The following is a 26,539-nucleotide window of genomic DNA, read 5'->3' on the forward strand; positions in this document are numbered from 1 at the left end:
CCCTTATGGCTCACTGTTCGGCGGTTAACGCCAACCACTTATGCACTTGCGAGGACTTTATGGCCCGTTTCGACCTGCAAAAACTCTACATTGACGGCGGCTACAGCGACGCTGGCAGCGATGCCACCTTCGAAGCCATCAACCCGGCTAACGGTGAAGTTCTCGCCCAAGTGCAACGCGCCACTAAAGAAGACGTTGAACGTGCCGTGGTCAGCGCCGAAAAAGGCCAGAAAATCTGGGCCGCCATGACCGCCATGGAGCGTTCGCGCATCCTGCGTCGTGCTGTCGACATCCTGCGCGAGCGCAACGACGAACTGGCCGCCCTGGAAACCCTGGACACCGGTAAATCCTTCTCCGAAACCAAGTACGTCGACATCGTTACCGGCGCTGACGTGCTGGAATACTACGCAGGCCTGGTGCCAGCCATCGAAGGCGAGCAGATCCCACTGCGTGACACGTCGTTCATCTACACCCGCCGCGAACCGCTGGGTGTAGTCGCCGGTATCGGCGCGTGGAACTACCCGATCCAGATCGCCCTGTGGAAATCCGCACCGGCCCTGGCCGCGGGTAACGCGATGATCTTCAAGCCAAGCGAAGTCACTTCGCTGACCACCCTGAAACTGGCCGAGATCTACACCGAAGCCGGCGTTCCGGCGGGCGTGTTCAACGTACTGACCGGCAGCGGCCGTGAAGTCGGCACCTGGCTGACCGAGCACCCGCGCATCGAGAAAGTCTCGTTCACCGGCGGCACCGACACCGGCAAGAAAGTCATGGCCAGCGCTTCCAGCTCTTCGCTCAAAGACGTGACCATGGAACTGGGCGGCAAGTCTCCGCTGATCATCTTCGACGACGCCGACCTCGACCGCGCCGCCGACACCGCGATGATGGCCAACTTCTACAGCTCCGGCCAGGTCTGCACCAACGGCACTCGCGTGTTCGTGCCCAAGCACCTGCAAGCGGCGTTCGAAGCCAAGATCGTTGAGCGTGTCGCGCGCATTCGCGTTGGCAACCCGGAAGACGAAAACACCAACTTCGGTCCGCTGGTCAGCTTTGCCCACATGGAAAGCGTGCTGGGCTACATCGCCAAGGGCAAAGAGCAAGGCGCCCGCCTGCTGTGCGGCGGCGACCGCCTGACCGACGGCGACTTCGCCAAAGGCGCCTTCGTGGCCCCAACCGTGTTCACCGACTGCACCGACGACATGGTCATCGTGCGTGAAGAAATCTTCGGCCCAGTGATGAGCATCCTCACCTACGAAACCGAAGAAGAAGTGATCCGCCGCGCCAACGACACCGACTTCGGCCTGGCCGCTGGCTTGGTGACCAAGGACCTGAACCGCGCCCACCGCGTGATTCATCAGCTGGAAGCGGGTATCTGCTGGATCAACGCCTGGGGCGAATCCGACGCGAAGATGCCGGTCGGCGGCTACAAGCAGTCGGGTGTGGGCCGTGAGAACGGCATCAGCTCGCTGAACAACTTCACCCGCATCAAATCGGTACAGGTTGAGCTGGGCGATTACGCCTCGGTGTTCTAAGACCCGAGCCTTGTATTGCCTGTGAGTGCCCTATCGCAGGCAAGCCAGCTCCCACAGTTGGAATGCGTTCCCCTGTGGGAGCCGGGCTTGCCCGCGATGAGGCCCGACCTGACTATCTCAAAAGAGGGTGCATCCAATGTCCCAAGAATACGATTACATCATTGTGGGTGCCGGCTCCGCCGGTAACACCCTGGCGACCCGTCTGACCGAAGACGAAGGCGTCACCGTCCTGCTGCTGGAAGCCGGTGGCCCCGACTACCGTTTCGACTTCCGCACGCAAATGCCAGCCGCCCTGGCGTTCCCACTGCAAGGCCGCCGCTACAACTGGGCCTACGAGACCGATCCAGAGCCACACATGGACGGCCGTCGCATGGAGTGCGGTCGCGGCAAGGGCCTGGGTGGTTCTTCGCTGATCAACGGCATGTGCTACATCCGTGGCAACGCCATGGACTACGACAACTGGGCGAAATTGCCAGGCCTGGAAAACTGGACTTACCTGGACTGCCTGCCGTACTTCCGCAAAGCCGAAACCCGCGACATCGGCCCCAACGATTGGCACGGCGGCGATGGCCCGGTCAGCGTGACCACGCCAAAGGCTGGCAACAACCCGCTGTTCCACGCCATGGTTGAAGCCGGCGTACAGGCCGGTTACCCGCGCACCGTCGACCTGAACGGCTACCAGCAGGAAGGCTTCGGCCCGATGGACCGTACCGTCACGCCTAAAGGCCGTCGTGCCAGCACCGCGCGCGGTTACCTGGATACCGCCAAGAAGCGCTCCACGCTGACCATCGTCACTCACGCCCTGACCGACAAAGTCTTGTTCGAAGGCAAGCGTGCCGTGGGCGTGCGTTACCTGATCGGCGCCGCCGAAGAGCGCGTTGAAGCCCGCGCCCGTAAAGAAGTGCTGGTGTGCAGCGGCGCAATCGCTTCGCCGCAACTGCTGCAACGCTCCGGCGTGGGCCCGGCCAAACTGCTGGAAAGCCTGGACATCCCAGTGGTCCACGACCTGCCAGGCGTCGGCGAAAACCTGCAGGATCACCTTGAGCTGTACCTGCAATATGCGTGCACCCAGCCGGTCTCGCTGTACCCGTCGCTGCTCTGGTACAACCAGCCGGCCATTGGTGCCGAATGGCTGTTCAACGGCACCGGTATCGGCGCCAGCAACCAGTTCGAAGCGGGCGGTTTCATCCGTACCCGTGAAGAATTCGAATGGCCGAACATCCAGTACCACTTCCTGCCGGTGGCGATTAACTACAACGGCAGCAACGGTGTGAAAGAGCACGGTTTCCAGGCGCACATGGGTTCCATGCGTTCGCCGAGCCGTGGTCGCATCCAGCTGAAGTCGAAGAACCCACGGGACTACCCGAGCATCCTCTTCAACTACATGGCCACCGAACAGGACTGGCAGGAATTCCGCGACGGCATCCGCCTGACCCGTGAAATCATGCAACAGCCTGCTCTGGACCAGTACCGTGGCCGCGAGATCAGCCCGGGCATCGACGTGCAAACCGATGAGCAATTGGACAAGTTCATCCGCGAACACGCCGAGACTGCGTTCCACCCGTCCTGCTCGTGCAAGATGGGCACCGACGAGATGGCCGTAGTGGACGGCGAAGGCCGCGTGCATGGCATGCAGGGTCTGCGCGTTGTGGATGCGTCGATCATGCCGATCATCACCACCGGCAACCTGAACGCGCCGACGATCATGATCGCCGAGAAAATCGCCGACAAGATCCGCGGCCGCCAGCCGCTGCCGCGCAGCACCGCCGACTACTACGTGGCGGGCGATGCGCCGGTGCGTGGCAAGCCGATGCGTGAAGTGGGGCCTGCCGCGCAATAACTGATACACCGTGTCGCGCCCTTCGCGAGCAAGCCCGCTCCCACATTTGACCGCATTCCTATGTTGGAACTCGGTCAAATGTGGGAGCGGGCTTGCTCGCGAAGAGGCCCGAACAGTCACTGCAAAACCCCTCCTTGATCAGCTACTCTGTCCGTCTGCCCGCGACGAGCCGCCCACAAGGAAGGCCCCATGTTCGACCACCACGCCACACTCAAAAAACACTTCAGTGCCCTGCGCACCACCGCCGAATTCTTCTCCCTGCGCTACGTCCGCGAGTCCGGCCACTACCTGGCCGTACGCAAGAACGTCGCTGAACCACCGCACCTGAACCACGACGAAGGCGCCATGCTCACCGTGCGTCTCAACGGTGTGGAAGCCTACGCGGCAACCAACGACATTTCCCTGGCCGGCCTGCAAGCCGCCCTTGAGCGTGCCGAACAGCAAGCCCGGTTGATCAACCCCCACGCCCTGCTCGACCTGCGCGAACAGCATGTCTCCAGTGATGTGGCGGACTATTTGTCCCCTGAGCTCAACCAGCCCTTCCCGTCCTTGAGCGACTGCTACCAACTGCTGGGCGATGAGTCTGCCGCCGTGCCGAAGGACGAGCGCCTGGTGAGCTGGGAAGTCAGCCTCGGCCTGACCCACGTCGAGCAGATCTACCTCAACAACGCCGGCGCCGAACTGCGCCAGGCCCAGCGCTTCGTGTTCCCCGGCGTCAACGTGACCGCCTACGACGGCAACGATAGCCAGAGCCGTACCCTGGGTGGCAGCAACTTCGGCCAGCAAGGCGGCTTTGATGTGATCAGCCGCTTTGGCCTGGTCGGTGCCGCGCCACGCATTGCCGACGAAGCCCTGCAACTGCTGCTCGCGCCCAACACGCCCAACGGCCCGCGCGACCTGCTGCTGATGCCCGACCAGATGATCCTGCAGATCCACGAATCCATCGGCCACCCGCTGGAGCTGGACCGTATCCTGGGTGACGAGCGCAATTACGCCGGCACCAGTTTTGTGAAGGCCAGCGACTTCGGCCATCTGCACTATGGCTCGCCCTTGCTCAACGTGACCTTCGACCCGGACATCCCCGAGCAACTCGCCAGCTACAGCCATGACGACGACGGCACGCCCGCCAGCAAGCAGTTCCTGATCCGCGAAGGGCTGCTGCTCAAGCCGCTGGGCGGTGCGCTGTCGCAATTCCGTTCGGGTATGAGTGGCGTGGCCAACAGCCGGGCCAGCAGTTGGAACCGCGCGCCCATCGACCGCATGGCCAACCTGAACATTGAGGCGGGCGACAAGAGCCTGGCGCAACTGATCGGCGGTATCGAAAACGGTGTGCTGATGTCGACCAACCGTTCATGGTCCATCGACGATGCGCGCAACAAATTCCAGTTCGGCTGCGAATGGGGCCAATTGATCGAGAACGGCGAGCTGAAAGGTGTGGTGAAGAACCCTAACTACCGCGCCATTTCTGCCAACTTCTGGCGCAACCTCAGCGCAGTCGGTGACGCCAGCACCTTCAAGGTCCTGGGCACGCCGAACTGCGGCAAAGGCGAACCCAACCAGGTGATCCGCGTCGGTCATGCCTCGCCGGCCTGCGTATTCAGTGATGTCGACGTATTTGGGGGAGACGCCTGATGAACAACTTCAAGGCATTGGTGGAATGGCTCAAGCACGCCATCACCGACAACGAACAATTCCACCTGGGCTATGCGGATGAAGCGTCCGAATTCGTGCGCTTCAACCACGCCAAGGTGCGCCAGGCCGGCCAGGTGCAACAGGCCAGCCTCAACCTGAAACTGATCAACGACGGCCGCCACGCCGACCTCGGCATCACCCTGGCCGGCGAGCCCGAACTGGACCGCCAGCGTTTGGCCGATGGCCTGCAACAGTTGCGCGAAACCTTGCCATTACTACCGCAGGACCCGTACCTGCTGCTGAACCACAACGCCTGGCAAAGCAATAACGAACAAACCCGCCCGCTGCCGGAACTGGCCCAGGTACTCGAAGACATCAGCCAGGCCGCCCACGGCGTCGACCTGGTCGGTTTCTATGCGGCCGGCCCCATCAGCCGGGGCTTTGCCAGTTCGTCGGGCGCCTTCGGCTGGCACCAGGCCAATAGCTTCAACTTTGATTTCAGCCTGTTTCACGCCAATGGCGAAGCGGTGAAAGCCAGCTACGCCGGGCACACCTGGGACAGCGCCGAGTTTGCCGCGCGCTTCCAGCAGGCCCGCGAACAGCTGGAGTTCCTCGGCCGGCCACTGCACACACTGGCGCCTGGGCAATACCGCGCCTACCTCGCCCCGGCGGCGATTGAAGAGATCATCAGCATCATCACTTGGGGTGGGTTTTCCGCCCAGGCCATCGCCAGCAAGGGCAGTTCGCTGCAAAAGCTCTACGCCGGCGAACAGTCCCTGAGCCCGCTGGTGACGCTGACTGAACAGATCAGCGGTTCCCTGAGCCAGGCGTTTTCCACCGAAGGTTACCCGCGCGGCGACGTCACGCTGATCAAGGCGGGAAGCGCCGAGGGCCAATTGATCAACTCGCGCAGCGCGGCCGAATATGGCTTAAGCACCAATGGCGCAAGCAGCGATGAATCGCCCAGCGCCTTGCAGATGGCCGGCGGCAGCCTGGCCCAGGCCGATATCCTCAAGCAGTTGGGCACCGGGTTGTACATCAGCAACCTGTGGTACCTGAACTATTCAGACCTGCCGGCGGCCCGCCTGACCGGCATGACGCGCTTCGCCACCTTCTGGGTGGAAGACGGCGAGATCAAGGCGCCGGTCAGCACCATGCGTTTTGATGACAGTGTCTACAGCCTGCTCGGTTCGCAGCTCGAAGCCCTGACCGCTGATCGGGAGTTGCTGCTTTCTGCCAGCACCTACAGTCAGCGCAATACCGCCTCCAATCTGCTGCCAGGAGCGTTGGTAAAACGCCTGACACTTACTCTGTAAGCGTCTTACGCCTGTAGGCAGAGGCATTCCTACAGGCGTTTCTCCTCCACCGTAGGACACCTTCCTTTCCTCCAGAATCCTCGTTATAAGGGTTAATGGCATCCCGCCACCCCCACCCACGAGAGCACGACCTTGCCCGGGAAGGGCAAGCTGGAGCGTTGACATGAACCATGGAAGTTTTGTCATTGAGAAGCTGTTCAAGCACTACAACGTTCATGTTGAGCAGCTAGGAAACGATTCTGGAAAGAAGACCGTCTTGATGGTCAATGGCGCGCTGTCCACCACGCGCTCCTTCGCCCGCACCAGCAAATGCCTGGCCGAGCATTTCAATGTGGTGTTGTTCGATCTGCCGTTCTCCGGCTACTCCCGCGAACACAACACTGAGCTGGACCTGGTGACCAAGGACGACGAAGTGCAGATGCTGCGCGCGCTGGTCGAGCGCTTTCAGGTCAACCACCTGGTGTCGGCCTCCTGGGGCGGCATCTCCACGCTGCTGACGCTCGCGCACAACCCACCCTCCATCGAAAGCTCAGTGGTGATGGCCCTGGCACCCAACCTCAACCAAGCCATGCTCGATTATGTGGAACGCGTACGTGTATTGATCGAGGCCGATGACAAGTCCGCCGTCGGCCACTTGCTCAATGAAACCGTGGGCCAATATTTGTCGCCCCGGCTCAAGCGCAACAATCACCGTCACCTGTCGACCATGGCCACCACCGAATACCGCCAGGCGCGTTTTCATATCCACCAAGTATTGGCCTTGGGCGACGGCAACTACCTGCCGGCACTGCGGCAGATTGAAACGCCAGTGCACTTCCTCAACGGTGCCCTCGACGAATACACCCCCGCCGCCGAGGCCCGGTTGTTCAAGCAGTATGTGGGGCGTAGCAGCTTTGCCGTCGCCGAACACACTGGCCACTTGCTCGACCTTGAATCCAACGAAGCCGCGGTGGCGGTGCACCGTGAACTGCTGGATTTCCTGGTGGGAAAACGCGCGACGAATGGCGCATAATCGCCAACACATAGCCTGCTAACCAAAAGGGTTTCCATGCCGAACCGCGTCCCGCTCGATGCCAAGACCGCCCGCTGGCTCCCCTGGGTGGTCGCAATTGCCTTCTTCATGCAGTCGCTCGACGGGACGATCCTCAACACGGCATTACCGGCGATGGCCCGGGACCTCGCGGAAAACCCGCTGCGCATGCAAGGGGTGGTGATCGCCTACATGCTCACCGTCGCCTTGCTGATCCCGGCGTCGGGCTGGATCGCCGACCGCTTCGGCACCAAGAAAATCTTCTTTGGCGCAATCATGCTGTTCAGCATTGGCTCGCTGCTGTGCGCCCTGTCCAGCAGCTTGACCATGCTGGTGGGCGCACGGGTGATCCAAGGCCTGGGCGGTGCATTGATGCTGCCCGTCGGACGACTGGTGGTGCTGCGCGCCTACCCGCGCTCCGAACTGGTGCGCATCATGGGTTTCATCACCATCCCCGGTTTACTCGGCCCGTTGCTCGGCCCGACCATGGGTGGCTGGATGGTGCAATACCTGACCTGGCACTGGATCTTCCTGATCAACCTGCCGGTGGGCATGATTGGCTGCTACGCCGTGTGGAAATTCATCCCCGACCTGCGCGGCAGCGAGCGCACGCGTTTCGATGGGATCGGCTTCCTGCTGTTTGGCGCCGCGATGGTGCTGATCACTATCGCCATGGAAGGCCTGGGCGAACTGCACTTGCCGCACTTGCGCGTGATGTTGCTGCTGTTCGGCGGCCTCGCGTGTCTGGCAGCCTATTGGCTGCGCGCCGGGCATATCGATAATCCGCTGTTCTCGCCGGTGCTGTTCAAGACCCGCACCTTTGCCGTGGGCATCCTCGGCAACCTATTTGCGCGGTTGGGCAGCGGCGCCCTGCCGTTCCTGGTGCCGTTGCTGTTACAGGTGGCTCTGGGGTATTCACCGTCGGAAGCCGGCATGAGCATGTTGCCGCTGGCGGCGGCGGCGATGTTTGCCAAGTCCGTGGCACGCCCGCTGATCGAACGCCTGGGTTACCGCATCGTGCTGACCGGCAACACCCTGGCCCTGGGCATCATGCTGGCGAGCATGGGATTGGTCACGGAACACACGCCCTACCCGCTGCTACTGGGGATGCTGGCGGTGCTCGGGGCGATCAACTCGCTGCAATTTACCGCGATGAACACCGTCACCCTGATCGACCTCGATGACGCCCAGGCCAGCAGCGGCAACAGTTTGCTGTCGGTGGTGGCGCAATTGTCGTTGAGCCTCGGGGTCGCCTGCGCCGGCGCGCTGCTCGGCGGGTTTACCGCCGAAACCGGCAACGACGGCGTCAGCACGGTCCTCGGCGCATTCCAGCTGACCTTCCTCACGGTGGGCATCATGGCGATGCTGGCGGCCGCGATCTTCCTGCAACTGTCGCCAAAAGACGGCAAGCGTGCCGCCAGCCCCGAGCAGCATATCGAGCATTAACAGGCTTCTCGTCTAGAACTTGCGGGGAAAATCCCACAGGGCTGGTACACTGCGCGACATTTTGTTTTGCAGAGCCAGTCCCGTGACTACCATCGCCACCGCTTTTAATACTTTGCCCCTGTCCGCCGCCATGCTGGCTAACCTCGACTCGCTGGGTTATGTCGAGATGACGCAGATCCAGGCGCAAAGCTTGCCGGTGATCCTCAAGGGGCTGGACCTGATTGCCCAGGCCAAGACCGGCAGCGGCAAGACCGCCGCCTTCGGCATCGGGCTGTTGAACCCGATCAACCCGCGCTACTTCGGCTGCCAGGCCCTGGTGATGTGCCCGACCCGTGAGCTGGCCGACCAGGTCGCCAAGGAAATCCGCCGCCTGGCCCGTGCCGAGGACAACATCAAGGTGCTGACCCTGTGCGGCGGCGTGTCCCTTGGCCCGCAGATCGCCTCCCTGGAACACGGCGCCCACGTCATCGTCGGCACGCCGGGCCGTATCCAGCAGCACCTGCGCAAAGGTTCGCTGGTCCTCGACGGCCTGAACACGCTGATCCTCGATGAAGCCGACCGCATGCTCGACATGGGCTTCTACGACGCCATCGAAGACATCATCAGCAAGACCCCGCCGCGCCGCCAGACCCTGCTGTTCTCGGCCACCTACCCGGTGAGCATCAAGCAATTGGCCTCCAAGTTCATGCGCGCGCCACAGCAAGTGAAGGCCGAAGCCTTCCACTCCGATGACCAGATCGAGCAGCGTTTCTACGAGATCTCGCCGGAAGAGCGCATGGACGCGGTGACCAAGGTATTGGCGCACTTTCGCCCAGCGTCTTGCGTAGCGTTCTGCTTTACCAAGCAGCAAGTGCAGGAAACCGTGGATCACCTGACGTCCAAGGGCATTTCCGCCGTCGGCCTGCATGGCGACCTGGAACAGCGCGACCGTGACCAGGTGCTGGCCATGTTCGCCAACCGCAGTACCTCAGTGCTGGTCGCTACCGACGTGGCTGCCCGTGGTCTGGACATCGACTCGCTGGACATGGTGATCAACGTCGAACTGGCCCGCGACTCGGAAATCCACATCCACCGCGTCGGCCGTACCGGTCGTGCCGGTGAGACCGGCATCGCCATCAGCCTGGTAGCACCGTCCGAAGCGCACCGCGCCCAAGCCATCGAGCAACTGCAGAAGTCGCCGCTGAACTGGGACCAACTGGACAACCTCAAGCCGCAAAGCGGTGGCCCGTTGCTGCCACAGATGAGCACCCTGTGCATCGCTGCCGGCCGCAAAGACAAGGTTCGCCCAGGCGACATCCTCGGTGCGCTGACCGGCGAAGCCGGCATCCCGGGTGCCCAGGTCGGCAAGATCGCGATCTTTGACTTCCAGGCCTTCGTGGCCGTGGAACGCGGGATCGCCAAGCAGGCGTTGCAGCGTTTGAACGACGGCAAGATCAAAGGCCGTTCGTTGCGCGTTCGCATCCTGTAAGAACCCCACATATTTACTGTGGGAACCGAATCAATGTGGGAGCTGGCTTGCCTGCGATAGCGATGGTGAATTCACCAGCGCTATCGCAGGCAAGCCAGCTCCCACATTTGATTGCATTTCATATTAAGTTTTTGTGAGGACATTGCTTTGCGCTCGACCGAAGTTGTGATCATTGGCGCCGGCGCCGCAGGCTTGATGTGCGCACTGACCGCCGCCGGGCGTGGGCGCAAAGTGATGTTGATCGACCATGCGAACAAGGCCGGCAAGAAGATCCTGATGTCTGGCGGTGGCCGCTGCAATTTCACCAATATGTACACCGAGCCTGCCAACTTCCTCTCGCACAATGCGCACTTCTGCAAATCCGCCCTGGCGCGTTATACCCAGTGGGATTTCATCGGGCTGGTGGCCAAGCACGGCGTGCCGTATCACGAGAAGAAGCTCGGTCAGCTGTTCTGCGATAACAAGTCCAGCGACATCCTCGGCATGCTCTTGGACGAGTGCATCCAGGTCGGCGTGAGCCTGCACCTGGACACCTCGATCCAGGAAATCGCCAAGCTCGACAGCGGCTACCAGTTGCAGACCACCTTGGGCGAGCTGCGCTGCGAATCCCTGGTGATCGCCACCGGTGGCCTGTCGATTCCAACGTTAGGCGCCACCGGCTTTGGTTATCAAGTGGCCAAGCAGTTCGGCCACGAACTGCTGCCGACCCGCGCCGGGCTGGTGCCGTTCACCATCACCGATCAGCTCAAAGACTTGTGCGGCGAGCTGTCTGGCACCTCGGTGGATTGCCTGGTGAGCTGCAACGGCCAGAGCTTTCGCGAGAACATCCTGTTCACTCATCGCGGCCTGAGTGGGCCGGCGATCCTGCAGATTTCTTCGTACTGGGAATCCGGCGACACGGTGGAAATCAACCTACTGCCCGACCATGACGCCCACGAGTGGCTGCAAGCGCAACAGGCCGAGCGCCCGAACAGCGAGCTGAAAACCCTGCTGGGCGAGATCTTCACCAAGAAGATGGCCAACCTGCTGGCGGACACCTGGTTCGCGTCCAAGCCGATGAAGCAGTACACCCATGCGGAAGTCGCCGACATCGCGCAGAAGCTCGGCAACTGGCAATTGGTGCCGGCAGGTACCGAAGGCTATCGCACGGCCGAAGTGACCCTGGGCGGTGTGGACACGCGTGAAGTGTCGTCCAAGACCATGGAATCCCTGAAAAGCCCCGGCCTGTACTTTATCGGTGAAGTGCTGGATGTGACCGGTCACCTGGGCGGCTTCAACTTCCAATGGGCCTGGGCTTCGGGTTACGCGGCGGCGCAGTACGCCTGATCGGCGCAGTGGGATAAATTTTGCTGTTGGATGTGATCGCCAAGCTTGCCGTGGCGTCCTTGATAGCTCAATTTAGCGGCATCGTCCCGGAAGACTCCAGACTTCATGTCATCGACCTCGTTCAAGCAGTCCATGCGGCGCCTGTGGGCGCTGGATAAATTCAGCTACAGCATTCGGGTGTTCATCGCCCTCACCGGCAGCATGGCGCTGTGCTGGTATCAGGATGAAATGACGCTGCTGATCCCGTTGTTCCTGGGGATTATCGCCAGCGCCCTGGCCGAGACCGATGACAGTTGGCAAGGCCGTCTAAACGCCCTGGCGGTGACGCTGGTGTGTTTCAGCATCGCCGCGCTGTCGGTGGAGCTGCTGTTCCCTTATCCCTGGGTCTTCGCGATCTCCCTGGCCCTGGCCACCTTCTGCCTGACCATGCTCGGCGCCTTGGGCGAACGTTATGGGGCGATTGCCTCCGCGACGCTGATCCTGTCGGTGTACACCATGATCGGCGTGGACCAGCGCGGTGGTGCCGTCTCGGATTTCTGGCACGAGCCGCTGCTGCTGGTGGCCGGTGCCGCCTGGTACGGCGCGTTGTCGGTGCTGTGGCAAGCGTTGTTTTCCAACCAGCCGGTGCAGCAAAGCCTGGCGCGGTTGTTTCGCGAGCTGGGGCGCTACCTCAAGCTCAAATCGTCGTTGTTCGAGCCGATTCGCCAGCTGGATGTGGAAGCGCGTCGCCTGGAACTGGCCCAGCAAAATGGGCGGGTGGTTGCCGCGCTGAATGCGGCGAAGGAAATCATCCTGCACCGCGTGGGCAATGGCCGCCCTGGCTCGAAAGTCAGCCGCTACCTGAAGCTGTACTTCCTGGCCCAGGACATCCACGAACGCGCCAGTTCGTCCCACTACCCTTACAACGCCCTGGCCGAAGCCTTCTTTCACAGTGACGTGCTGTTCCGCTGCCAACGCCTGCTGCGTCAACAGGGCAAGGCCTGCCAGACCCTGGCCGAGTCGATCCAGCTGCGCCAGCCGTTCATCTATGACGACAGCTTCGCCGAAGCCCTGGGCGATTTGAACGCCTCCCTGGAACACCTGCGCATTCAGAGCAACCCAGCCTGGCGCGGCCTGCTGCGCTCGTTGCGCGCGCTGGCGGCCAACCTGTCAACGCTGGACCGCCTGCTGGGCGATGCCAGCAACCCCGACAGCCTGGCCGACGCCACCGACAGCAACCTGCTGGACCGCGCCCCGCGCAACCTCAAGGAAATGTGGACGCGCCTGCGCACGCAGATGACGCCCACATCACTGCTGTTCCGTCACGCGTTGCGCCTGTCCCTGGCGCTGACCGTGGGCTACGGCATGTTGCATGCGATTCACGCCTCCCAAGGCTACTGGATCATCCTGACCACGCTGTTCGTGTGCCAGCCCAACTACGGCGCCACACGGCGCAAGCTCGGCCAGCGGATCATCGGCACTGCCATCGGCCTTACCGTGGCCTGGGCGCTGTTCGACCTGTTCCCAAGCCCCCTGGTGCAGTCGATGTTCGCCATCGCCGCCGGCCTGGTGTTCTTTATCAACCGCACCACCCGCTACACCCTGGCCACCGCCGCGATTACGTTGATGGTGCTGTTCTGCTTCAACCAGGTGGGTGACGGCTACGGGCTATTCCTGCCGCGTCTGTTCGATACCTTGCTGGGCAGCTTGATTGCGGGCCTGGCGGTGTTCCTGTTCCTTCCGGACTGGCAAGGCCGGCGCCTGAACAAAGTGCTGGCCAACACCCTGACCTGCAACAGCATCTATTTGCGCCAGATCATGCAGCAATACGCCGCCGGCAAAAGCGATGACCTGGCTTACCGCCTGGCGCGACGCAATGCGCACAACGCGGATGCAGCGCTGTCGACCACCCTGGCGAACATGCTGATGGAGCCGGGGCACTTTCGTAAGGAGGCGGACGTGGGCTTCCGCTTCCTGGTGTTGTCCCACACCTTGCTCAGTTACTTGTCAGGCCTCGGCGCGCACCGCGAAACCCAATTGCCAGCGGAGGTGCGCGAGCATCTGATCGATGGCGCCGGGAATACCTTGGCGGCGAGTATTGATGAGATCGCCACGGGGCTTGCGAACAAGCAGCCGATTGCGATCCAGAGCGACGCCGAGGAGGCGTTGGCAGCAGATTTAGAGCAGATGCCGGATGAGATTGATGAAGGGCAGCGATTGGTGCAGACGCAGTTGGCGCTGATCTGTCGGCAGTTGGGGCCGTTGCGCACGCTGGCGGCGCACCTGATCAAAGACACCAGCGCGGCTTGACCTGTGGTGAGCGGGCTTGCCCCGCGTTGGGCTGCGCAGCGGCCCCAAAAATCTTGGGAGCGCTTCGCACTCCAACGCGGGGCAAGCCCGCTCACCACAAGAGGCACCCACTACATCCCATGCTGCTTCATCAACCGCGCATAACTGCCATCCGCCTTCATCTTGGCAATCTCCCGATCAAAGCTGGCGACGATCTGTTCATGCTCGGGGTTCTTCAAGCTCACCAAGATATGCAGGCTGTTTTCACTCAAGGGCTTGGGTAAAAACTCCACCGCATTGCGCACCCGCGCCGACTCGCGGGACAAGTAATAACGCGCCACATATTCATCCTCCACGGTCAGCCGCACCCGCTGCGCCGCAAGCATGCGCACCGCCATGGCGAAGTTATGCACCGGCACTTTCTGCAACTGCGCATCGCCATCAAACGCCGCCGAATAGGCATACCCGCGCACCACGGCGATGGGGTAGTCGTGCAGTTGCTCAAGGTTCTGGAATGCAATGGGATCGTCACGCCGCTTGATGAAACGCACGCGGTTGAGCAGGTATTCGCCGGAAAACTGCCCCAGGTGCGTGCGCGCATCGTCGTACCAGGCGTTCACCAACACGTCATAACGCCCGTCGCCCACCCCCATCAATGCCCGGGCCCAGGGCACCTGTTCGAAATCACTGGCATAACCCGCGCGGGCCAGGGCGGTGCTGACAATATCGGTGGCCAGCCCGCCATTGATCAAAGTGGCGTCAGTAAACGGCGGCCAGGCATCCGCTACCAGGCGCAGACGCTGTGCGAAGGCCGGCTGGGCCAGCAACAACACTCCAATCAAAGCAACGGCACGAGAGAATCGCGGCATGCTCAAAGTCCTTGGCAGGCAGGCGTTATCCTGAGCTCAGGTGGGGCCTGAGGTTCTAACAGTAGCTCAGATTACACAAAGAAACCGGCGCCGAACGCACTCAATGATGGCAAATTGATTTCACTCACAAAAATAGTCGATTTAGACACAATCGGCTGCCGCGCTTACTATCCGCAGCAGACATCTATAAGAGAACACGCCATGACCGTTGAATGGGTTTGCAAGCACCACGATGACCTGGGCAAGGAGCAGCTTTACGCCATCCTGCGCCTGCGCAACGAGGTCTTCGTTGTCGAGCAGAAATGCGTTTACCAGGACCTCGACGGGCAGGATCTGTCGGGCGACACCCACCATTTGATGGCCTGGCAGGATGACCAGTTGGTGGCCTACCTGCGCCTGCTGGACCCAGAAACCCAAGGTGGTGACGTGGTAATCGGCCGCGTGATTGTGGCGCCGGTAGCGCGTGGCACCGGGCTGGGGCATCGGATGATGGAAGAAACACTCAAGCGGATTGAGGATATCTGGCCACAAACACCGATTTTCCTGTCAGCCCAGGCGCATTTGCAGGGCTACTACGGGCGTTATGGGTTTGTCGTCGCCGGTGAGGAATACCTGGAAGATGATATTCCGCACATTGGCATGAGAAAGGACTAGGGGTAACCCAGCACCTGCTTGATCTGCCCGAGGTTCGCCTCGATCCAGCGCCGATCGATCGCCCCCCAGCTGCGAATCCGATAGTGCCCGGCATGGTTGCGGGCACCGTCCTCCTGCTCGAATTCACACACAATGTCCAAATCGGCCAACGCCGCAATCGTGTCCTGCGCCGTGCGCCGGGGCATGCCGGTGGCGTCGGTCAATGCTGGGACGCTGCTGGCCTGGCCGCTGTCGATCAAGTAGGCCACGTACAGGCGGCGGTAAAAGCTGCTCTTGGTCTTGCTCACATCCATGGTCGGTCGCCTTGTGCGGTCAGGGTTTGCCCTGCAGGTCGCGGTACGTGAGGTAGACGCGCAGGTCGAATTCCACCTGATGGTAGCCCGGCATCATGTACTCACAGAGTTTGTAGAACGCTTTGTTGTGGTCCGATTCCTTGAAGTGCGCCAGTTCGTGGACCACGATCATGCGCAGAAACTCCGGCGCGGCCTCCTTGAACAGCGCGGCAATGCGAATCTCTTTCTTCGACTTGAGGTTGCCGCCCTGCACCCGCGAAATCGTGGTGTGCAGGCCGAGGGCGCGGTGGGTCAGGTCCAGGCGGTTATCGAACAACACCTTGTCGATGGCCGGCGCGTTGCGCAAGTGCTCCTGCTTCAAGGCCAGGGCGTAGGCGTAAAGGGCCTTGTCGCTCTGCACGGCGTGGCGTTCGGGGTAACGTTGCTCCAGGTAGGCACCCAACTGGTCCTTGGCGATCAGCTGGCGCACTTGTTCCTGGAGGGCGGCGGGATAGGCCTGGAGGTATTTCAGCGCGGTCATGGGGTCTGCAACAGGTTCGGATGGCCGCCAGTGTAACGAATTCAGCCCAGGCGAGCGCGGCACCAGTCGGTCACTTCCTCGGCCATCAACGGTTGCGCCGCCAACGGGCCTTGGATAAACGGGCAACCGTTGGCCTTGAGCCATTGGGCTTGCTCCTGGGTTTCGACGCCCTCCGCAACCACCACAACCTCAAAATGCCCGCACAGCTCGATGATGCTGCGCGCCATCACCGCGTCCCGCGCGGAACCCGGCAGGCGCGCGACCAATTGCGGGTCGAGCTTGAGCGTATCGAACGCCAGGTCGCGCAGATGCGCCAGGGAGCAATTGCCCAAGCCAAAGTCATCCAGCGCGGTGCGCACGCCGATCTGGCGCAACAACTTGAGCTGCTTGGTCGACTCTTCGAGGTTACTCATCAGGCAGTCTTCACTGATTTCCACCTCCAACTGCCGCCCCTGCAACCCATGTCGCTCCAGTACCTGCTCCAGTTGGCTGGCCAGGTTGGGCATATTGAACTGGTTGCTGCTCAGGCTCACGCTCAGCACCAATTCATCATCAAACGTGGTTTTCCAGGCCTGGCGTTGCGCGGCGACCTGTTGATAAATCCAGGTGCTGAGCTGGCTGATTAACCGCGCCTCCTCCAGCAACGGCAGAAACAGCCCCGGCGGCACATCGCCAACACTCGGATGCTGCCAGCGCAACAGCGCTTCGACGCCACGCAGGCGCCCGTCCTCCAGAGAGACTTGAGGCTGATAGACCAAGGTGAAATCCTTGTTCTGGATCGCCGTGCGTACACTGTCTTCCAGCATCAGCCGCGAGCGGGCGCGGCCGTTCATTTCCTGGTCGTAATAGCGATACTGCTGACGGCCCGCACGCTTGGCTTCGTACATGGCAATGTCTGCGGCGCGTAGCAGGCCATTCAAGTCCGAACCACAATCCGGGAACGTGGCGATGCCGATGCTGACGCCGAGCATCACATCCAGGCCGTCGATTTGCTGGCACACCGACACGCGTTCGATCAGTTTTTCCGCAATCTTCGCGGCTTGCTCCGGAAACTCCAGCTCCAGCAACGCCGTGAATTCATCCCCGCCCATGCGCCCGAGCATATCGCCGGACCGCAAGCAGGCCTGCATCTGCTCCGACACCCAGCGCAACACCCGGTCGCCGACGTCATGCCCCAACGAGTCATTGACCCGCTTGAAACCATCCAGGTCCAGGTACAGCAGCACCAAAGAGTGCTCACTCCGCTCGCTGCGCAACAATGTGCTCTCTGCTGCCTGATGGAAACCACGCCGGTTCAACAGCCCGGTCAGCGGGTCGGTTACCGCCTGGAACTCCAGTTGCTGGTGCAAATGGCGCACTTCGGACATGTCCAGCACCGTCACCACCATGGCCTTCTGCTCGGCAGGCAACGGCGCGCAGGACAGCGCCACCGGCACCTGCTGACCACGGCCGGTGCGTAAAATAGCATCGTGCTGGCGCCACGTTTCGCCTTTGCGGTACGCCTCGAACATCGCGAACCCCAGCCAGGCCGGCACGTGAGGTTTTTGCAGGAAACTCAGAAAGCTCTCACCCTGCAACTCCGTCATGGTGGCATTCAGAAGCCGCGAAATAGCCGGGTTGGCGTACTCGATCACACTGCCCTCGCCCACCACCAGAATGCCCTCGGCGGCGTTGTCCAGCACCGACGCATTGAACGCGCGGGCGGACTCCAGGTCATGACTCAGGCGCTGCAAGGCCCGGCGATTGCGCTGGTGCTCCAGCAATGCCTGGACCTTGGGCTTGAGAATATGCGGGTCGAAGGGTTTGAACAGGTAATCGATGGCGCCGCTGGCGTAGCCTTCCAGCACGGCGGCGGGGGATTGCGCGTTGGCGCTGAGGAAGATGATCGGCGTCATCCGCGTGCGCTGGCTGCCGCGCATCAGGCGAGCCACTTCGAAGCCGTCCATGCCGGGCATCTTCACGTCCAGCAGCACCAGGTCGACATCATGCTGCAGCAACAGCTCCAGGGCTTCCAGGCCAGACGCTGCGGTGATGACCTGCCAGTCCTCGCGCTGCAAGAGCGCGCGCATGCTGAGCAGGTTTTCCGGATAGTCATCGACCACCAGAAGAACCGAACGACCATCGCCGTGGTGTGGAGCGCATTCCATGCTACGTCTCTTCCTTGGGAGCCACTCCGGTCAATTCTGGGAGAAAACCCGGACAAACACTGAGGCCTCACTCTAGCCCCGGTTCCGGAAAATCAGAAGTAATGGCAGTGCCATCATTGCGCCAATTTTCAGGAAGCCGACTAACGGTCAATGCCTGGAGCCCACGGATCATGGGAAACATGGCTTTTTGACACTTCCTTGACGCCAATAAATTGCCAGCAAACGTTTAACAAGACGGTTAACACCACCTATAAAGAACCTGTCTGGCCCAAGGGCCTTAGCCTACACCCCTCTGTAAAAAGGCCTACGCCATGATCGACCTATCCACTTGGAACCTCAGCATCCCGGTCGGCTCCCCGCCCGCGACCATCGAAACCCCCAGACTGATGAGCGGCTTCAACGACCAATACTTCCAGGCCGAAGGCAGCAGCGTGCAATTCTGGACCCCCGTGACCGGCACCCGCACCGAAAACGCTGTGTACCCGCGCAGTGAACTGCGTGAGACCTTTGCCGATGGGCGCCTGCGTAACTGGACCTACCCGGATGCGGACAACTTTCTGCGCGCCACGTTAGAGGTCAATCAGGTGCCGTCCAGCGGCAAGATCGTGATTGGGCAGATTCATGCCTATGACAGCCAGAAGCCACTGATCAAACTGGAGTATCAATTCAAGGAAAAAACCCAGACCGGCAACATCGTCGCCAAGGTGCGCATGCGCCCGGATGATGGTGAAGGGCGAGTGATCATCGTGGCGTCAAATGTGCCGCTGGAAAAGAGCTTCACCTACGTGATCAACCTCAACAAAGCCGGGCTGCTCAGTGTGTATGCGGCGGATGGGGAGTGGAATGAGCGCATTGGTGCGGCGTGGGGGGCGAAGCCTCTGTATTTCAAGGCGGGGGCGTATGTGCAAGACAACAGCGGGGACAGCAAGGAAGGCGCGCGGGTGACGTTTGCGAAGTTGGATATTGATCACGACTGAGCATCGCTCACTACCGTGTAGGCCTTATCCGAATGAGCCAGAGATCAATCACCTTTTTGAACACGCCAACGATCCCTGTGGGAGCCGGGCTTGCCCGCGATGGCGGTGTATCAGGCAACAGATTCTGTGACTGGCCCACCGCCATCGCGGGCAAGCCCGGCTCCCACAGGGGTACGGCGTCCTACAGGGCCGTTGCGGTGAGCCAGGGCCACGCTTATAGTTCGCCCCGTCGCCGACATTGAACGGCGATAGGGTTTCGCAGCCCTAACGATACGTGTGTAACCAAGCATCATGAATACAACGATGAGCGCTTCGGCGCCCGTCGTCTGTTTTATGGTGGCTGTGTGTGGGAGATCTTCGGGTCTGCCGGGTTCCTCGTATCCTCGGTCTGCGAACCCGCACACAGCTACCACCCATTCGTTTCGCAGCGAACGGCGGTAGTCCTTTTAGATACGAGGAGTATTTGCCATGACGCAACAGTGTCCGCCCCGCCGTTTCTACCCCTGCACCGAAAACGCTACCGACAACCCCGTCCTACTGATCGACAGCGACGCCCCATTGCTGGACCTCCACGCCTGCCTGCGCGAACGCCTCAACGCCGCCCTCGAGCACCTCAATCTGATGGCCTGCACCAGCCTGCCGGACTTTGCCGAGCGCGACCTGAACAACGTGGCGAACACGGCGCGCATTCTGGTGCAGGACGTCAGTGATGTGTTCCGCGTGATCGAACATCGTGGTTTTGATAAGCCCAATGCCGCCTGATCAAATTTAAGGCAAAAAGAAGCCCGCATCACTGCGGGCTTCTTTTTAAACGACTAAGGCTTAGTTCACCTTAGCGTTCAACTCACCTTTCAAATAACGCTGGTACATCGCTTCCAACGAGATCGGCTTGATCTTCGAAGCATTGCCGGCAGTGCCGAAGGCCTCGTAGCGCGCGATACACACGTCACGCATGGCCGTCACGGTAGCGCCGAAGAACTTACGTGGGTCGAACTCGCTCGGGTTGGTGGCCATCAGGCGACGCATCGCACCGGTGGATGCCAGGCGCAGGTCAGTGTCGATGTTGACCTTGCGCACGCCGTACTTGATGCCTTCAACGATTTCTTCAACCGGTACGCCGTAGGTTTCTTTGATGTCGCCGCCGTACTGGTTGATGATCGCCAGCCACTCTTGCGGCACCGAGGAAGAACCGTGCATCACCAGGTGGGTGTTGGGGATGCGTTTGTGGATTTCCTTGATGCGGTCGATGGCCAACACGTCGCCGGTAGGCGGCTTGGTGAACTTGTAGGCGCCGTGGCTGGTGCCGATGGCGATGGCCAGGGCGTCGACCTGGGTCTTCTTGACGAAGTCCGCGGCTTCTTCCGGGTCGGTCAGCATCTGGCTGTGATCCAGCACGCCTTCGGCGCCGATGCCGTCTTCTTCGCCGGCCATGCCGGTTTCCAGGGAACCCAGGCAGCCCAGCTCGCCTTCAACCGACACGCCGCAGGCGTGGGCCATGGCCACGGTTTGTTGGGTGACGCGGACGTTGTACTCGTAGTCGGTTGGCGTTTTGCCGTCTTCGCCGAGGGAGCCGTCCATCATCACCGAGCTGAAGCCCAGTTGGATGGAGCGCTGGCACACGTCAGGGCTGGTGCCGTGGTCCTGGTGCATGCACACCGGGATGTGCGGGAATTCTTCGATTGCGGCGAGGATCAGGTGACGCAGGAACGGGGCACCGGCGTATTTGCGCGCACCGGCCGAAGCCTGGACGATCACGGGGGAGTCGGTCTTGTCAGCGGCTTCCATGATGGCGCGCATCTGCTCAAGGTTGTTGACGTTAAAGGCTGGGACGCCGTAGCCGAACTCGGCTGCGTGGTCCAGCATTTGACGCATGCTGATAAGTGCCATTGTGTTGTCTCTCCCGGTCGAGGGTCGTTAATCGTGCAAGCCTGCCGTAGCGGCGGCTGCTATTCAAGTTATTGCCGGTCAGGGTTTGCATGCCTGGCCTGCTGAATCGTTATTGCTGTCAGGCTTACTGCGCTTTGCAGCCGCGCCCGATCAAATCATCGGTGGCGACCCAGTAAACCAGGCCTTCCTCACCTTTTGTGTGAAACGCCAATTGGTCGTTGGCATACAACACGCCCGAGGCGGCCACGTCCTGTTTAAGGCGGTAGACCTGATCGGAACCGCCGAGGCGCAAATCCACCTCAGATTTAGCCGCATTGGCAAAGCGCCAGTTGACCTCGGCCTTGCTGTCGCAGGTCCAAGTGGTCCACTTGTCGGCAGTTTCTGCCTTGTTGCTGAACATGTTCATGCTGCTGCAGCCGGCCAACAGGGCCAGGGCTGCCAGGGCGAAAACGCCTTTCATTGCCAATCCTCGTAAGGCGACCGATGGCCGCCAGTTGATCAGACCCGTCAAGGGCAACCCTGTTCCTGACCGTTGGGCGCGGCGTCGTATTTCTCCAGCCGTTCGTTGCCGATGCGCTTGTTGATCACCGGCATGGTCTCGGCTTGCCAGTCCGCCTGGTAGCAGCTCTTTTTCTGCTGCGCCCCAGGCTTGCCAGCGTCCGGCTCTGCGTTTGGCGTGCTGCCGCAGCCGGCCAACAGGCCCGCTGCGATCACCATTGCCAACGACTTGATCATGGGAACACTCCTTTTCCGGATCACGAGCCTCAGCCTTTGGCTCGGGTTTCCAGCACTTCAACGGCTGGCAGTACTTTGCCTTCGACGAATTCGAGGAACGCGCCGCCACCGGTAGAAATGTAGGAGATTTGGTCAGCAACGCCATATTTATCGATGGCCGCCAGGGTGTCGCCACCGCCAGCAATCGAGAATGCCGAGCTTTCAGCGATGGCCTTGGCCAGCACTTTGGTGCCGTTGCCGAATTGATCGAACTCGAACACACCGACCGGACCGTTCCACAGGATGGTCTGCGAAGCTTTCAGCAGTTCGGCGAAGTTGGCTGCGGTTTGCGGGCCGATATCCAGGATCATGTCGTCGGCGGCCACATCAGCGATCAGCTTGACGGTGGCTTCGGCGCTTTCGGCAAATTCCTTGGCGACCACCACGTCGACCGGCAATGGCACGCTGACTTTGCCGGCGATGGCGCGGGCAGTGTCCAACAGGTCCGGTTCGTACAGGGACTTGCCCACCGGGTGACCGGCGGCGGCCAGGAAGGTGTTGGCGATGCCGCCGCCAACGATCAGCTGGTTGCAGATCTGGCTCAGGCTGTTGAGCACGTCCAGCTTGGTGGACACCTTGGAGCCGGCCACGATGGCAGCCATTGGCTGAGCCGGAGCGCCCAGCGCCTTGCCCAGTGCGTCCAGTTCAGCAGCCAGCAGCGGGCCAGCGGCGGCGACCTTGGCGAACTTGGCCACGCCGTGGGTCGAGCCTTCGGCGCGGTGAGCGGTGCCGAACGCGTCCATCACGAACACGTCGCACAGCGCCGCATATTGCTGGGCCAGTTCGTCGCTGTTCTTTTTCTCGCCCTTGTTGAAGCGCACGTTTTCAAACAGCACGATGTCGCCGGCTTTAACGTCAACGCCACCCAGGTAGTCAGCCACCAGCGGCACGTCACGGCCCAGGGCTTTGCTGAGGTAATCGGCAACAGGCTTGAGGCTGTTTTCGGCGGAGAACTCACCTTCGGTCGGACGACCCAGGTGGGAGCAGACCATCACGGCCGCACCTTTTTCCAGGGCCAGCTTGATGGTCGGCAGCGAGGCCAGGATTCGCGCATCGCTGGTGACAACACCGTCCTTGACTGGGACGTTGAGGTCTTCGCGGATCAGTACGCGCTTACCTTGCAGATCGAGGTCGGTCATCTTCAACACGGTCATGGGTCGCAGTTCCTGAATTACTGTTGAGGTTGTTTAGAGGCGATGTGCAGATAATGTTCCGCAACATCCAGCATGCGGTTGGCAAAGCCCCATTCGTTGTCGAACCAGGCCAGGATGTTCACCAGCCTTGGGCCGGAAACGCGGGTCTGACTGGCATCGACAATCGCCGAATGCGGGTCGTGGTTGAAATCACAACTGGCGTGGGGCAATTCGGTGTAGGCCAAAAGGCCCTTGAGCGGGCCGATGGTGGCGGCGTCGCGCAGGATCCGGTTGACCTCCGTCGCATCAGTGTCGCTGACGGTCTGCATGGTGATGTCCAAACAGGACACGTTCACCGTCGGCACCCGTACGGCTTTGGCCTGGATTCGCCCGGCAAGTTCCGGCAGCAGTCGCTCGATGCCGCGCGCCAGGCCGGTGGACACCGGAATCACTGACTGGAACGCCGAACGCGTACGGCGCAGGTCTTCGTGGTGATAGGCGTCGATGACCGGCTGGTCGTTCATCGCCGAGTGAATCGTGGTGATCGACACGTAGTCCAGGCCAATCGCCTGATCCAGCAGACGCAACAGCGGCACGCTGCAGTTGGTGGTGCAGGAAGCGTTGGACACCAGCAGCTCGTCGCCGGTCAGGCAATCCTGGTTGATGCCGAAGACGATGGTGGCGTCGACATCCGCCTCGCTGGCCATCGGCTGGGAAAACAGCACACGCGGTGCACCGGCGTCGAGGAAACGCTGGCCATCGGCACGGGTGTGATAGACACCGGAGCATTCCAGCACCAGGTCGACGCCCAGTGCTTTCCAGTCGATGCCTTCGGGGGTGGCACTGCGCAGGACCTGCACGCAGTTGCCATTAATGTGCAGACAATCGCCTTCGACCCGCACTTCGCCAGGGAAGCGGCCGTGGGTGGAGTCAAAGCGTGTCAGGTATTCGATGCTGGCCATGTCGGCCAGATCGTTGATCGCAACAATTTCAAACCCGGCCGCCGCCCCTCGCTCGAACAGAGCACGCAAGACGCAACGACCAATGCGGCCGTAGCCGTTGAGTGCAACTTTGTAGGGACGCGGTTGAGGCATGGGGTTCTCGATTACCTTGGGTAACGGGGTGGCTGTCAGACCGCTTTCGCGAGCAAGCCCGCTCCCACATTTAGACCGCGATCTAATGTGGGAGCGGGCTTGCTCGCGAAGGCGTCAGTACAACCACCCCAATTTACAGCCTTAGTCTTCCAGCAGCTCTTCAGCCTGACCCAGGATGTTTTCCAGGGTGAAACCGAATTCTTCGAACAACGCTGGCGCCGGCGCCGACTCACCGTAGGTGGTCATGCCGATCACGCGGCCTTCCAGGCCTACGTACTTGTACCAGTAGTCGGCGTGAGCCGCTTCGATGGCGATACGCGCACTGACCTGCAACGGCAGCACCGATTGCTTGTAGCCGGCGTCCTGGGCTTCGAACACGCTGGTGCACGGCATGGACACCACACGTACGTTGCGGCCTTGGGCAGTCAGCTTGTCGTACGCCTGAACGGTCAGGCCCACTTCGGAACCGGTGGAGATCAGGATCAGCTCCGGCTCGCCGATGCAGTCCTTGAGCACGTAGCCGCCACGGCTGATGTCGGCGATCTGCGCATCGGTGCGTACTTGGTGCTGCAGGTTCTGACGCGAGAAGATCAGCGCCGAAGGGCCGTCGTTACGCTCGATGGCGTGTTTCCAGGCCACGGCGGATTCCACCGCGTCGGCTGGGCGCCAGCAATCCAGGTTCGGCGTGGTGCGCAGGCTGGTCAATTGCTCGACCGGCTGGTGCGTCGGGCCGTCTTCACCCAGGCCGATGGAGTCGTGGGTGTACACATGGATCACGCGCTTCTTCATCAGCGCAGCCATGCGTACGGCGTTGCGGGCGTATTCCATGAACATCAGGAAGGTCGCGCCGTAAGGCACCAGGCCACCGTGCAGGGACACGCCGTTCATGATGGCGCTCATGCCGAACTCACGTACGCCGTAGTACATGTAGTTGCCGCTGGCGTCTTCAGCCGACACACCTTTGCAGCCTTTCCACAGGGTCAGGTTGGAACCGGCCAGGTCGGCCGAACCGCCGAGGATCTCAGGCAGTAGCGGGCCAAAGGCGTTCAGGGTGTTCTGGCTGGCTTTACGGCTGGCGATGGTCTCGCCCTTGGCTGCGACTTCGGCAATGTAGGCAGAGGCTTTTTCCGAGAAATCGGCAGGCAGGTCACCGGCGAGGCGGCGTACCAGCTCGTTGGCCAACTCAGGGAACTCGGCGGAGTAGGCCGCGAAACGCTGGTCCCACTCGGCTTCGGTGGCCAGGCCTTTTTCCTTGGCATCCCATTCGGCATAGATGTCGGCCGGGATTTCGAACGGGCCGTGGTTCCACTTCAGCGCTTCGCGGGTCAGGGCGATTTCCGCGTCACCCAGTGGGGCGCCGTGGCAGTCTTCTTTGCCCTGCTTGTTCGGCGAACCGAAACCGATGGTGGTTTTGCAGCAGATCAGGGTTGGCTGCGCGCTCTTGCGGGCGGTGTCGATGGCGGTCTTGATCTCTTCCGGATCGTGGCCGTCGACGTTGCGGATCACCTGCCAGTTGTAGGCTTCGAAACGCTTCGGGGTGTCATCGGTGAACCAGCCTTCGACTTCGCCGTCGATGGAGATGCCGTTGTCATCGTAGAACGCGATCAGCTTGCCCAGGCCCAGGGTGCCGGCCAGGGAAGCGACTTCGTGGGAAATGCCTTCCATCATGCAGCCATCACCCAGGAACACGTAGGTGTGGTGATCGACGATGTTGTGGCCAGTGCGGTTGAACTGCGCGCCCAGGACTTTCTCAGCCAGCGCGAAGCCAACGGCGTTGGCCAGGCCTTGGCCCAGGGGACCGGTGGTGGTCTCGACGCCTGGGGTGTAGCCGAATTCCGGGTGACCCGGGGTGCGGCTGTGCAGTTGACGAAAGCTTTTCAGGTCATCGATGGTGACGTCGTAGCCGGTCAGGTGCAGCAGCGAGTAGATCAGCATCGAGCCGTGGCCGTTGGACAGGACGAAGCGGTCACGGTCGGCAAACGACGGGTTGCTCGGGTTGTGTTTCAGGTAGTCACGCCAAAGCACCTCGGCGATATCCGCCATGCCCATCGGGGCACCGGGATGGCCGCTGTTGGCTTTTTGCACGGCATCCATGCTGAGGGCACGAATGGCGTTGGCACGCTCACGACGGCTGGGCATCGCTGATCTCCTGGGGTTTGCTGAAAAGAAACGGAAAAAAGGACCGGCATTTTCCCTCAGCCACCGCCTGCGGGCAATGACAGATAGTCACTTGAGGACGTTTTTCCTGTGCTTTGGGCATCAATCCCTTGCAGAAACCTTTAACCGGTTCGTCTAAAGGTTATAGCGGCGGCTTATAACCACCACTTATCGAT

At 61.3% G+C, this 26,539-nt stretch carries 22 protein-coding genes; 12 read left to right on the forward strand and 10 right to left on the reverse strand.

Going from position 1 to position 26,539, the window contains the following annotated elements; genetic code table 11:
- Nucleotides 1–59 precede the first annotated feature (59 nt).
- The 9 genes from betB (at nt 60) to yccS (ending at nt 13,879) form a co-directional block, all read left to right on the forward strand.
- Nucleotides 60–1,532, forward strand: coding sequence for a betaine-aldehyde dehydrogenase (gene betB, locus ACP7BX_RS07060; protein WP_426130655.1), 1,473 nt, complete (start codon nt 60–62; stop codon nt 1,530–1,532).
- Between the two features lie 136 nt (nt 1,533–1,668).
- Complete coding sequence (gene betA / locus ACP7BX_RS07065; RefSeq protein ID WP_314530260.1) at nt 1,669–3,372, forward strand: choline dehydrogenase; 1,704 nt, start codon at nt 1,669–1,671, stop codon at nt 3,370–3,372.
- Nucleotides 3,373–3,561: 189 nt separating this feature from the next.
- Complete coding sequence (locus ACP7BX_RS07070) at nt 3,562–5,004, forward strand: TldD/PmbA family protein (protein WP_426130658.1); 1,443 nt, start codon at nt 3,562–3,564, stop codon at nt 5,002–5,004.
- Nucleotides 5,004–6,320 carry a TldD/PmbA family protein gene (locus tag ACP7BX_RS07075; RefSeq protein WP_426130660.1) on the forward strand — a complete coding sequence of 439 codons (1,317 nt, stop codon included), beginning with the start codon at nt 5,004–5,006 and terminating at the stop codon, nt 6,318–6,320. Before ACP7BX_RS07070 ends, ACP7BX_RS07075 begins: the two co-directional genes overlap by 1 nt.
- A gap of 163 nt (nt 6,321–6,483) precedes the next feature.
- Complete coding sequence (locus ACP7BX_RS07080; protein WP_314530251.1) at nt 6,484–7,332, forward strand: alpha/beta hydrolase; 849 nt, start codon at nt 6,484–6,486, stop codon at nt 7,330–7,332.
- 36 nt (nt 7,333–7,368) lie between these two features.
- Nucleotides 7,369–8,796, forward strand: coding sequence for a multidrug transporter subunit MdtD (gene mdtD / locus ACP7BX_RS07085; protein ID WP_016977771.1), 1,428 nt, complete (start codon nt 7,369–7,371; stop codon nt 8,794–8,796).
- A gap of 130 nt (nt 8,797–8,926) precedes the next feature.
- On the forward strand, nt 8,927–10,264 hold the full coding sequence (gene dbpA / locus ACP7BX_RS07090) for an ATP-dependent RNA helicase DbpA (protein ID WP_231501119.1): 1,338 nt from the start codon (nt 8,927–8,929) through the stop codon (nt 10,262–10,264).
- Nucleotides 10,265–10,411: 147 nt separating this feature from the next.
- Complete coding sequence (locus ACP7BX_RS07095; RefSeq protein ID WP_426127353.1) at nt 10,412–11,590, forward strand: NAD(P)/FAD-dependent oxidoreductase; 1,179 nt, start codon at nt 10,412–10,414, stop codon at nt 11,588–11,590.
- Nucleotides 11,591–11,695: 105 nt separating this feature from the next.
- Nucleotides 11,696–13,879, forward strand: a complete 2,184-nt coding sequence (gene yccS, locus ACP7BX_RS07100) for a YccS family putative transporter (RefSeq protein WP_033898017.1) — start codon at nt 11,696–11,698, stop codon at nt 13,877–13,879.
- A 110-nt stretch (nt 13,880–13,989) separates the two neighbouring features.
- Here yccS and ACP7BX_RS07105 read toward each other — a convergent pair whose 3' ends face one another.
- Complete coding sequence (locus ACP7BX_RS07105) at nt 13,990–14,727, reverse strand: substrate-binding periplasmic protein (RefSeq protein ID WP_314534715.1); 738 nt, start codon at nt 14,725–14,727, stop codon at nt 13,990–13,992.
- A 201-nt stretch (nt 14,728–14,928) separates the two neighbouring features.
- Here ACP7BX_RS07105 and ACP7BX_RS07110 point away from each other — a divergent pair, with 201 nt between their 5' ends.
- Nucleotides 14,929–15,381, forward strand: a complete 453-nt coding sequence (locus ACP7BX_RS07110; protein ID WP_033898014.1) for a GNAT family N-acetyltransferase — start codon at nt 14,929–14,931, stop codon at nt 15,379–15,381.
- Here ACP7BX_RS07110 and ACP7BX_RS07115 read toward each other — a convergent pair.
- The 3 genes from ACP7BX_RS07115 to ACP7BX_RS07125 are packed head-to-tail and all read right to left on the reverse strand — an operon-like array spanning nt 15,378 to nt 18,341.
- A complete protein-coding gene (locus ACP7BX_RS07115) occupies nt 15,378–15,674 on the reverse strand; it encodes a winged helix-turn-helix domain-containing protein (protein WP_033898013.1) in 297 nt (98 codons plus the stop codon). The two genes, ACP7BX_RS07110 and ACP7BX_RS07115, sit on opposite strands and share 4 nt — an antisense overlap.
- Before the next feature lie 19 nt (nt 15,675–15,693).
- Nucleotides 15,694–16,194, reverse strand: coding sequence for a M48 metallopeptidase family protein (locus tag ACP7BX_RS07120; RefSeq protein WP_010207148.1), 501 nt, complete (start codon nt 16,192–16,194; stop codon nt 15,694–15,696).
- 41 nt (nt 16,195–16,235) lie between these two features.
- A complete protein-coding gene (locus ACP7BX_RS07125; protein WP_426127349.1) occupies nt 16,236–18,341 on the reverse strand; it encodes a putative bifunctional diguanylate cyclase/phosphodiesterase in 2,106 nt (701 codons plus the stop codon).
- A 311-nt stretch (nt 18,342–18,652) separates the two neighbouring features.
- On the opposite strand from ACP7BX_RS07125, the gene ACP7BX_RS07130 reads away from it, so the two are divergent.
- Nucleotides 18,653–19,318 (forward strand): polysaccharide lyase family 7 protein, encoded by a 666-nt coding sequence (locus ACP7BX_RS07130; RefSeq protein WP_133075429.1) that lies wholly within the window; start codon nt 18,653–18,655, stop codon nt 19,316–19,318.
- A gap of 468 nt (nt 19,319–19,786) precedes the next feature.
- Nucleotides 19,787–20,080, forward strand: a complete 294-nt coding sequence (locus ACP7BX_RS07135) for a fructose-bisphosphate aldolase (protein ID WP_426127347.1) — start codon at nt 19,787–19,789, stop codon at nt 20,078–20,080.
- A 60-nt stretch (nt 20,081–20,140) separates the two neighbouring features.
- Here the strand turns inward: ACP7BX_RS07135 and fba are convergent, their stop codons facing one another.
- From fba to tkt, 6 genes are all read right to left on the reverse strand, one after another.
- Nucleotides 20,141–21,205, reverse strand: coding sequence for a class II fructose-bisphosphate aldolase (gene fba, locus ACP7BX_RS07140; RefSeq protein WP_003177554.1), 1,065 nt, complete (start codon nt 21,203–21,205; stop codon nt 20,141–20,143).
- A 124-nt stretch (nt 21,206–21,329) separates the two neighbouring features.
- A complete protein-coding gene (locus ACP7BX_RS07145; RefSeq protein ID WP_033897117.1) occupies nt 21,330–21,665 on the reverse strand; it encodes an MliC family protein in 336 nt (111 codons plus the stop codon).
- Between the two features lie 47 nt (nt 21,666–21,712).
- Entirely contained in the window at nt 21,713–21,940 is a 228-nt protein-coding gene (locus ACP7BX_RS07150; RefSeq protein WP_177110271.1) for a hypothetical protein, read from the reverse strand.
- 29 nt (nt 21,941–21,969) lie between these two features.
- Entirely contained in the window at nt 21,970–23,133 is a 1,164-nt protein-coding gene (locus ACP7BX_RS07155; RefSeq protein WP_426127345.1) for a phosphoglycerate kinase, read from the reverse strand.
- A gap of 17 nt (nt 23,134–23,150) precedes the next feature.
- Nucleotides 23,151–24,206, reverse strand: a complete 1,056-nt coding sequence (gene epd, locus ACP7BX_RS07160) for an erythrose-4-phosphate dehydrogenase (RefSeq protein ID WP_426127343.1) — start codon at nt 24,204–24,206, stop codon at nt 23,151–23,153.
- A 141-nt stretch (nt 24,207–24,347) separates the two neighbouring features.
- On the reverse strand, nt 24,348–26,345 hold the full coding sequence (gene tkt / locus ACP7BX_RS07165; protein WP_426127341.1) for a transketolase: 1,998 nt from the start codon (nt 26,343–26,345) through the stop codon (nt 24,348–24,350).
- Nucleotides 26,346–26,539 lie beyond the last annotated feature (194 nt).

It is taken from the genome of Pseudomonas sp. DWP3-1-3b3 (assembly GCF_049896305.1).
GTDB classification, from domain to species: domain Bacteria; phylum Pseudomonadota; class Gammaproteobacteria; order Pseudomonadales; family Pseudomonadaceae; genus Aquipseudomonas; species Aquipseudomonas azotoformans_A.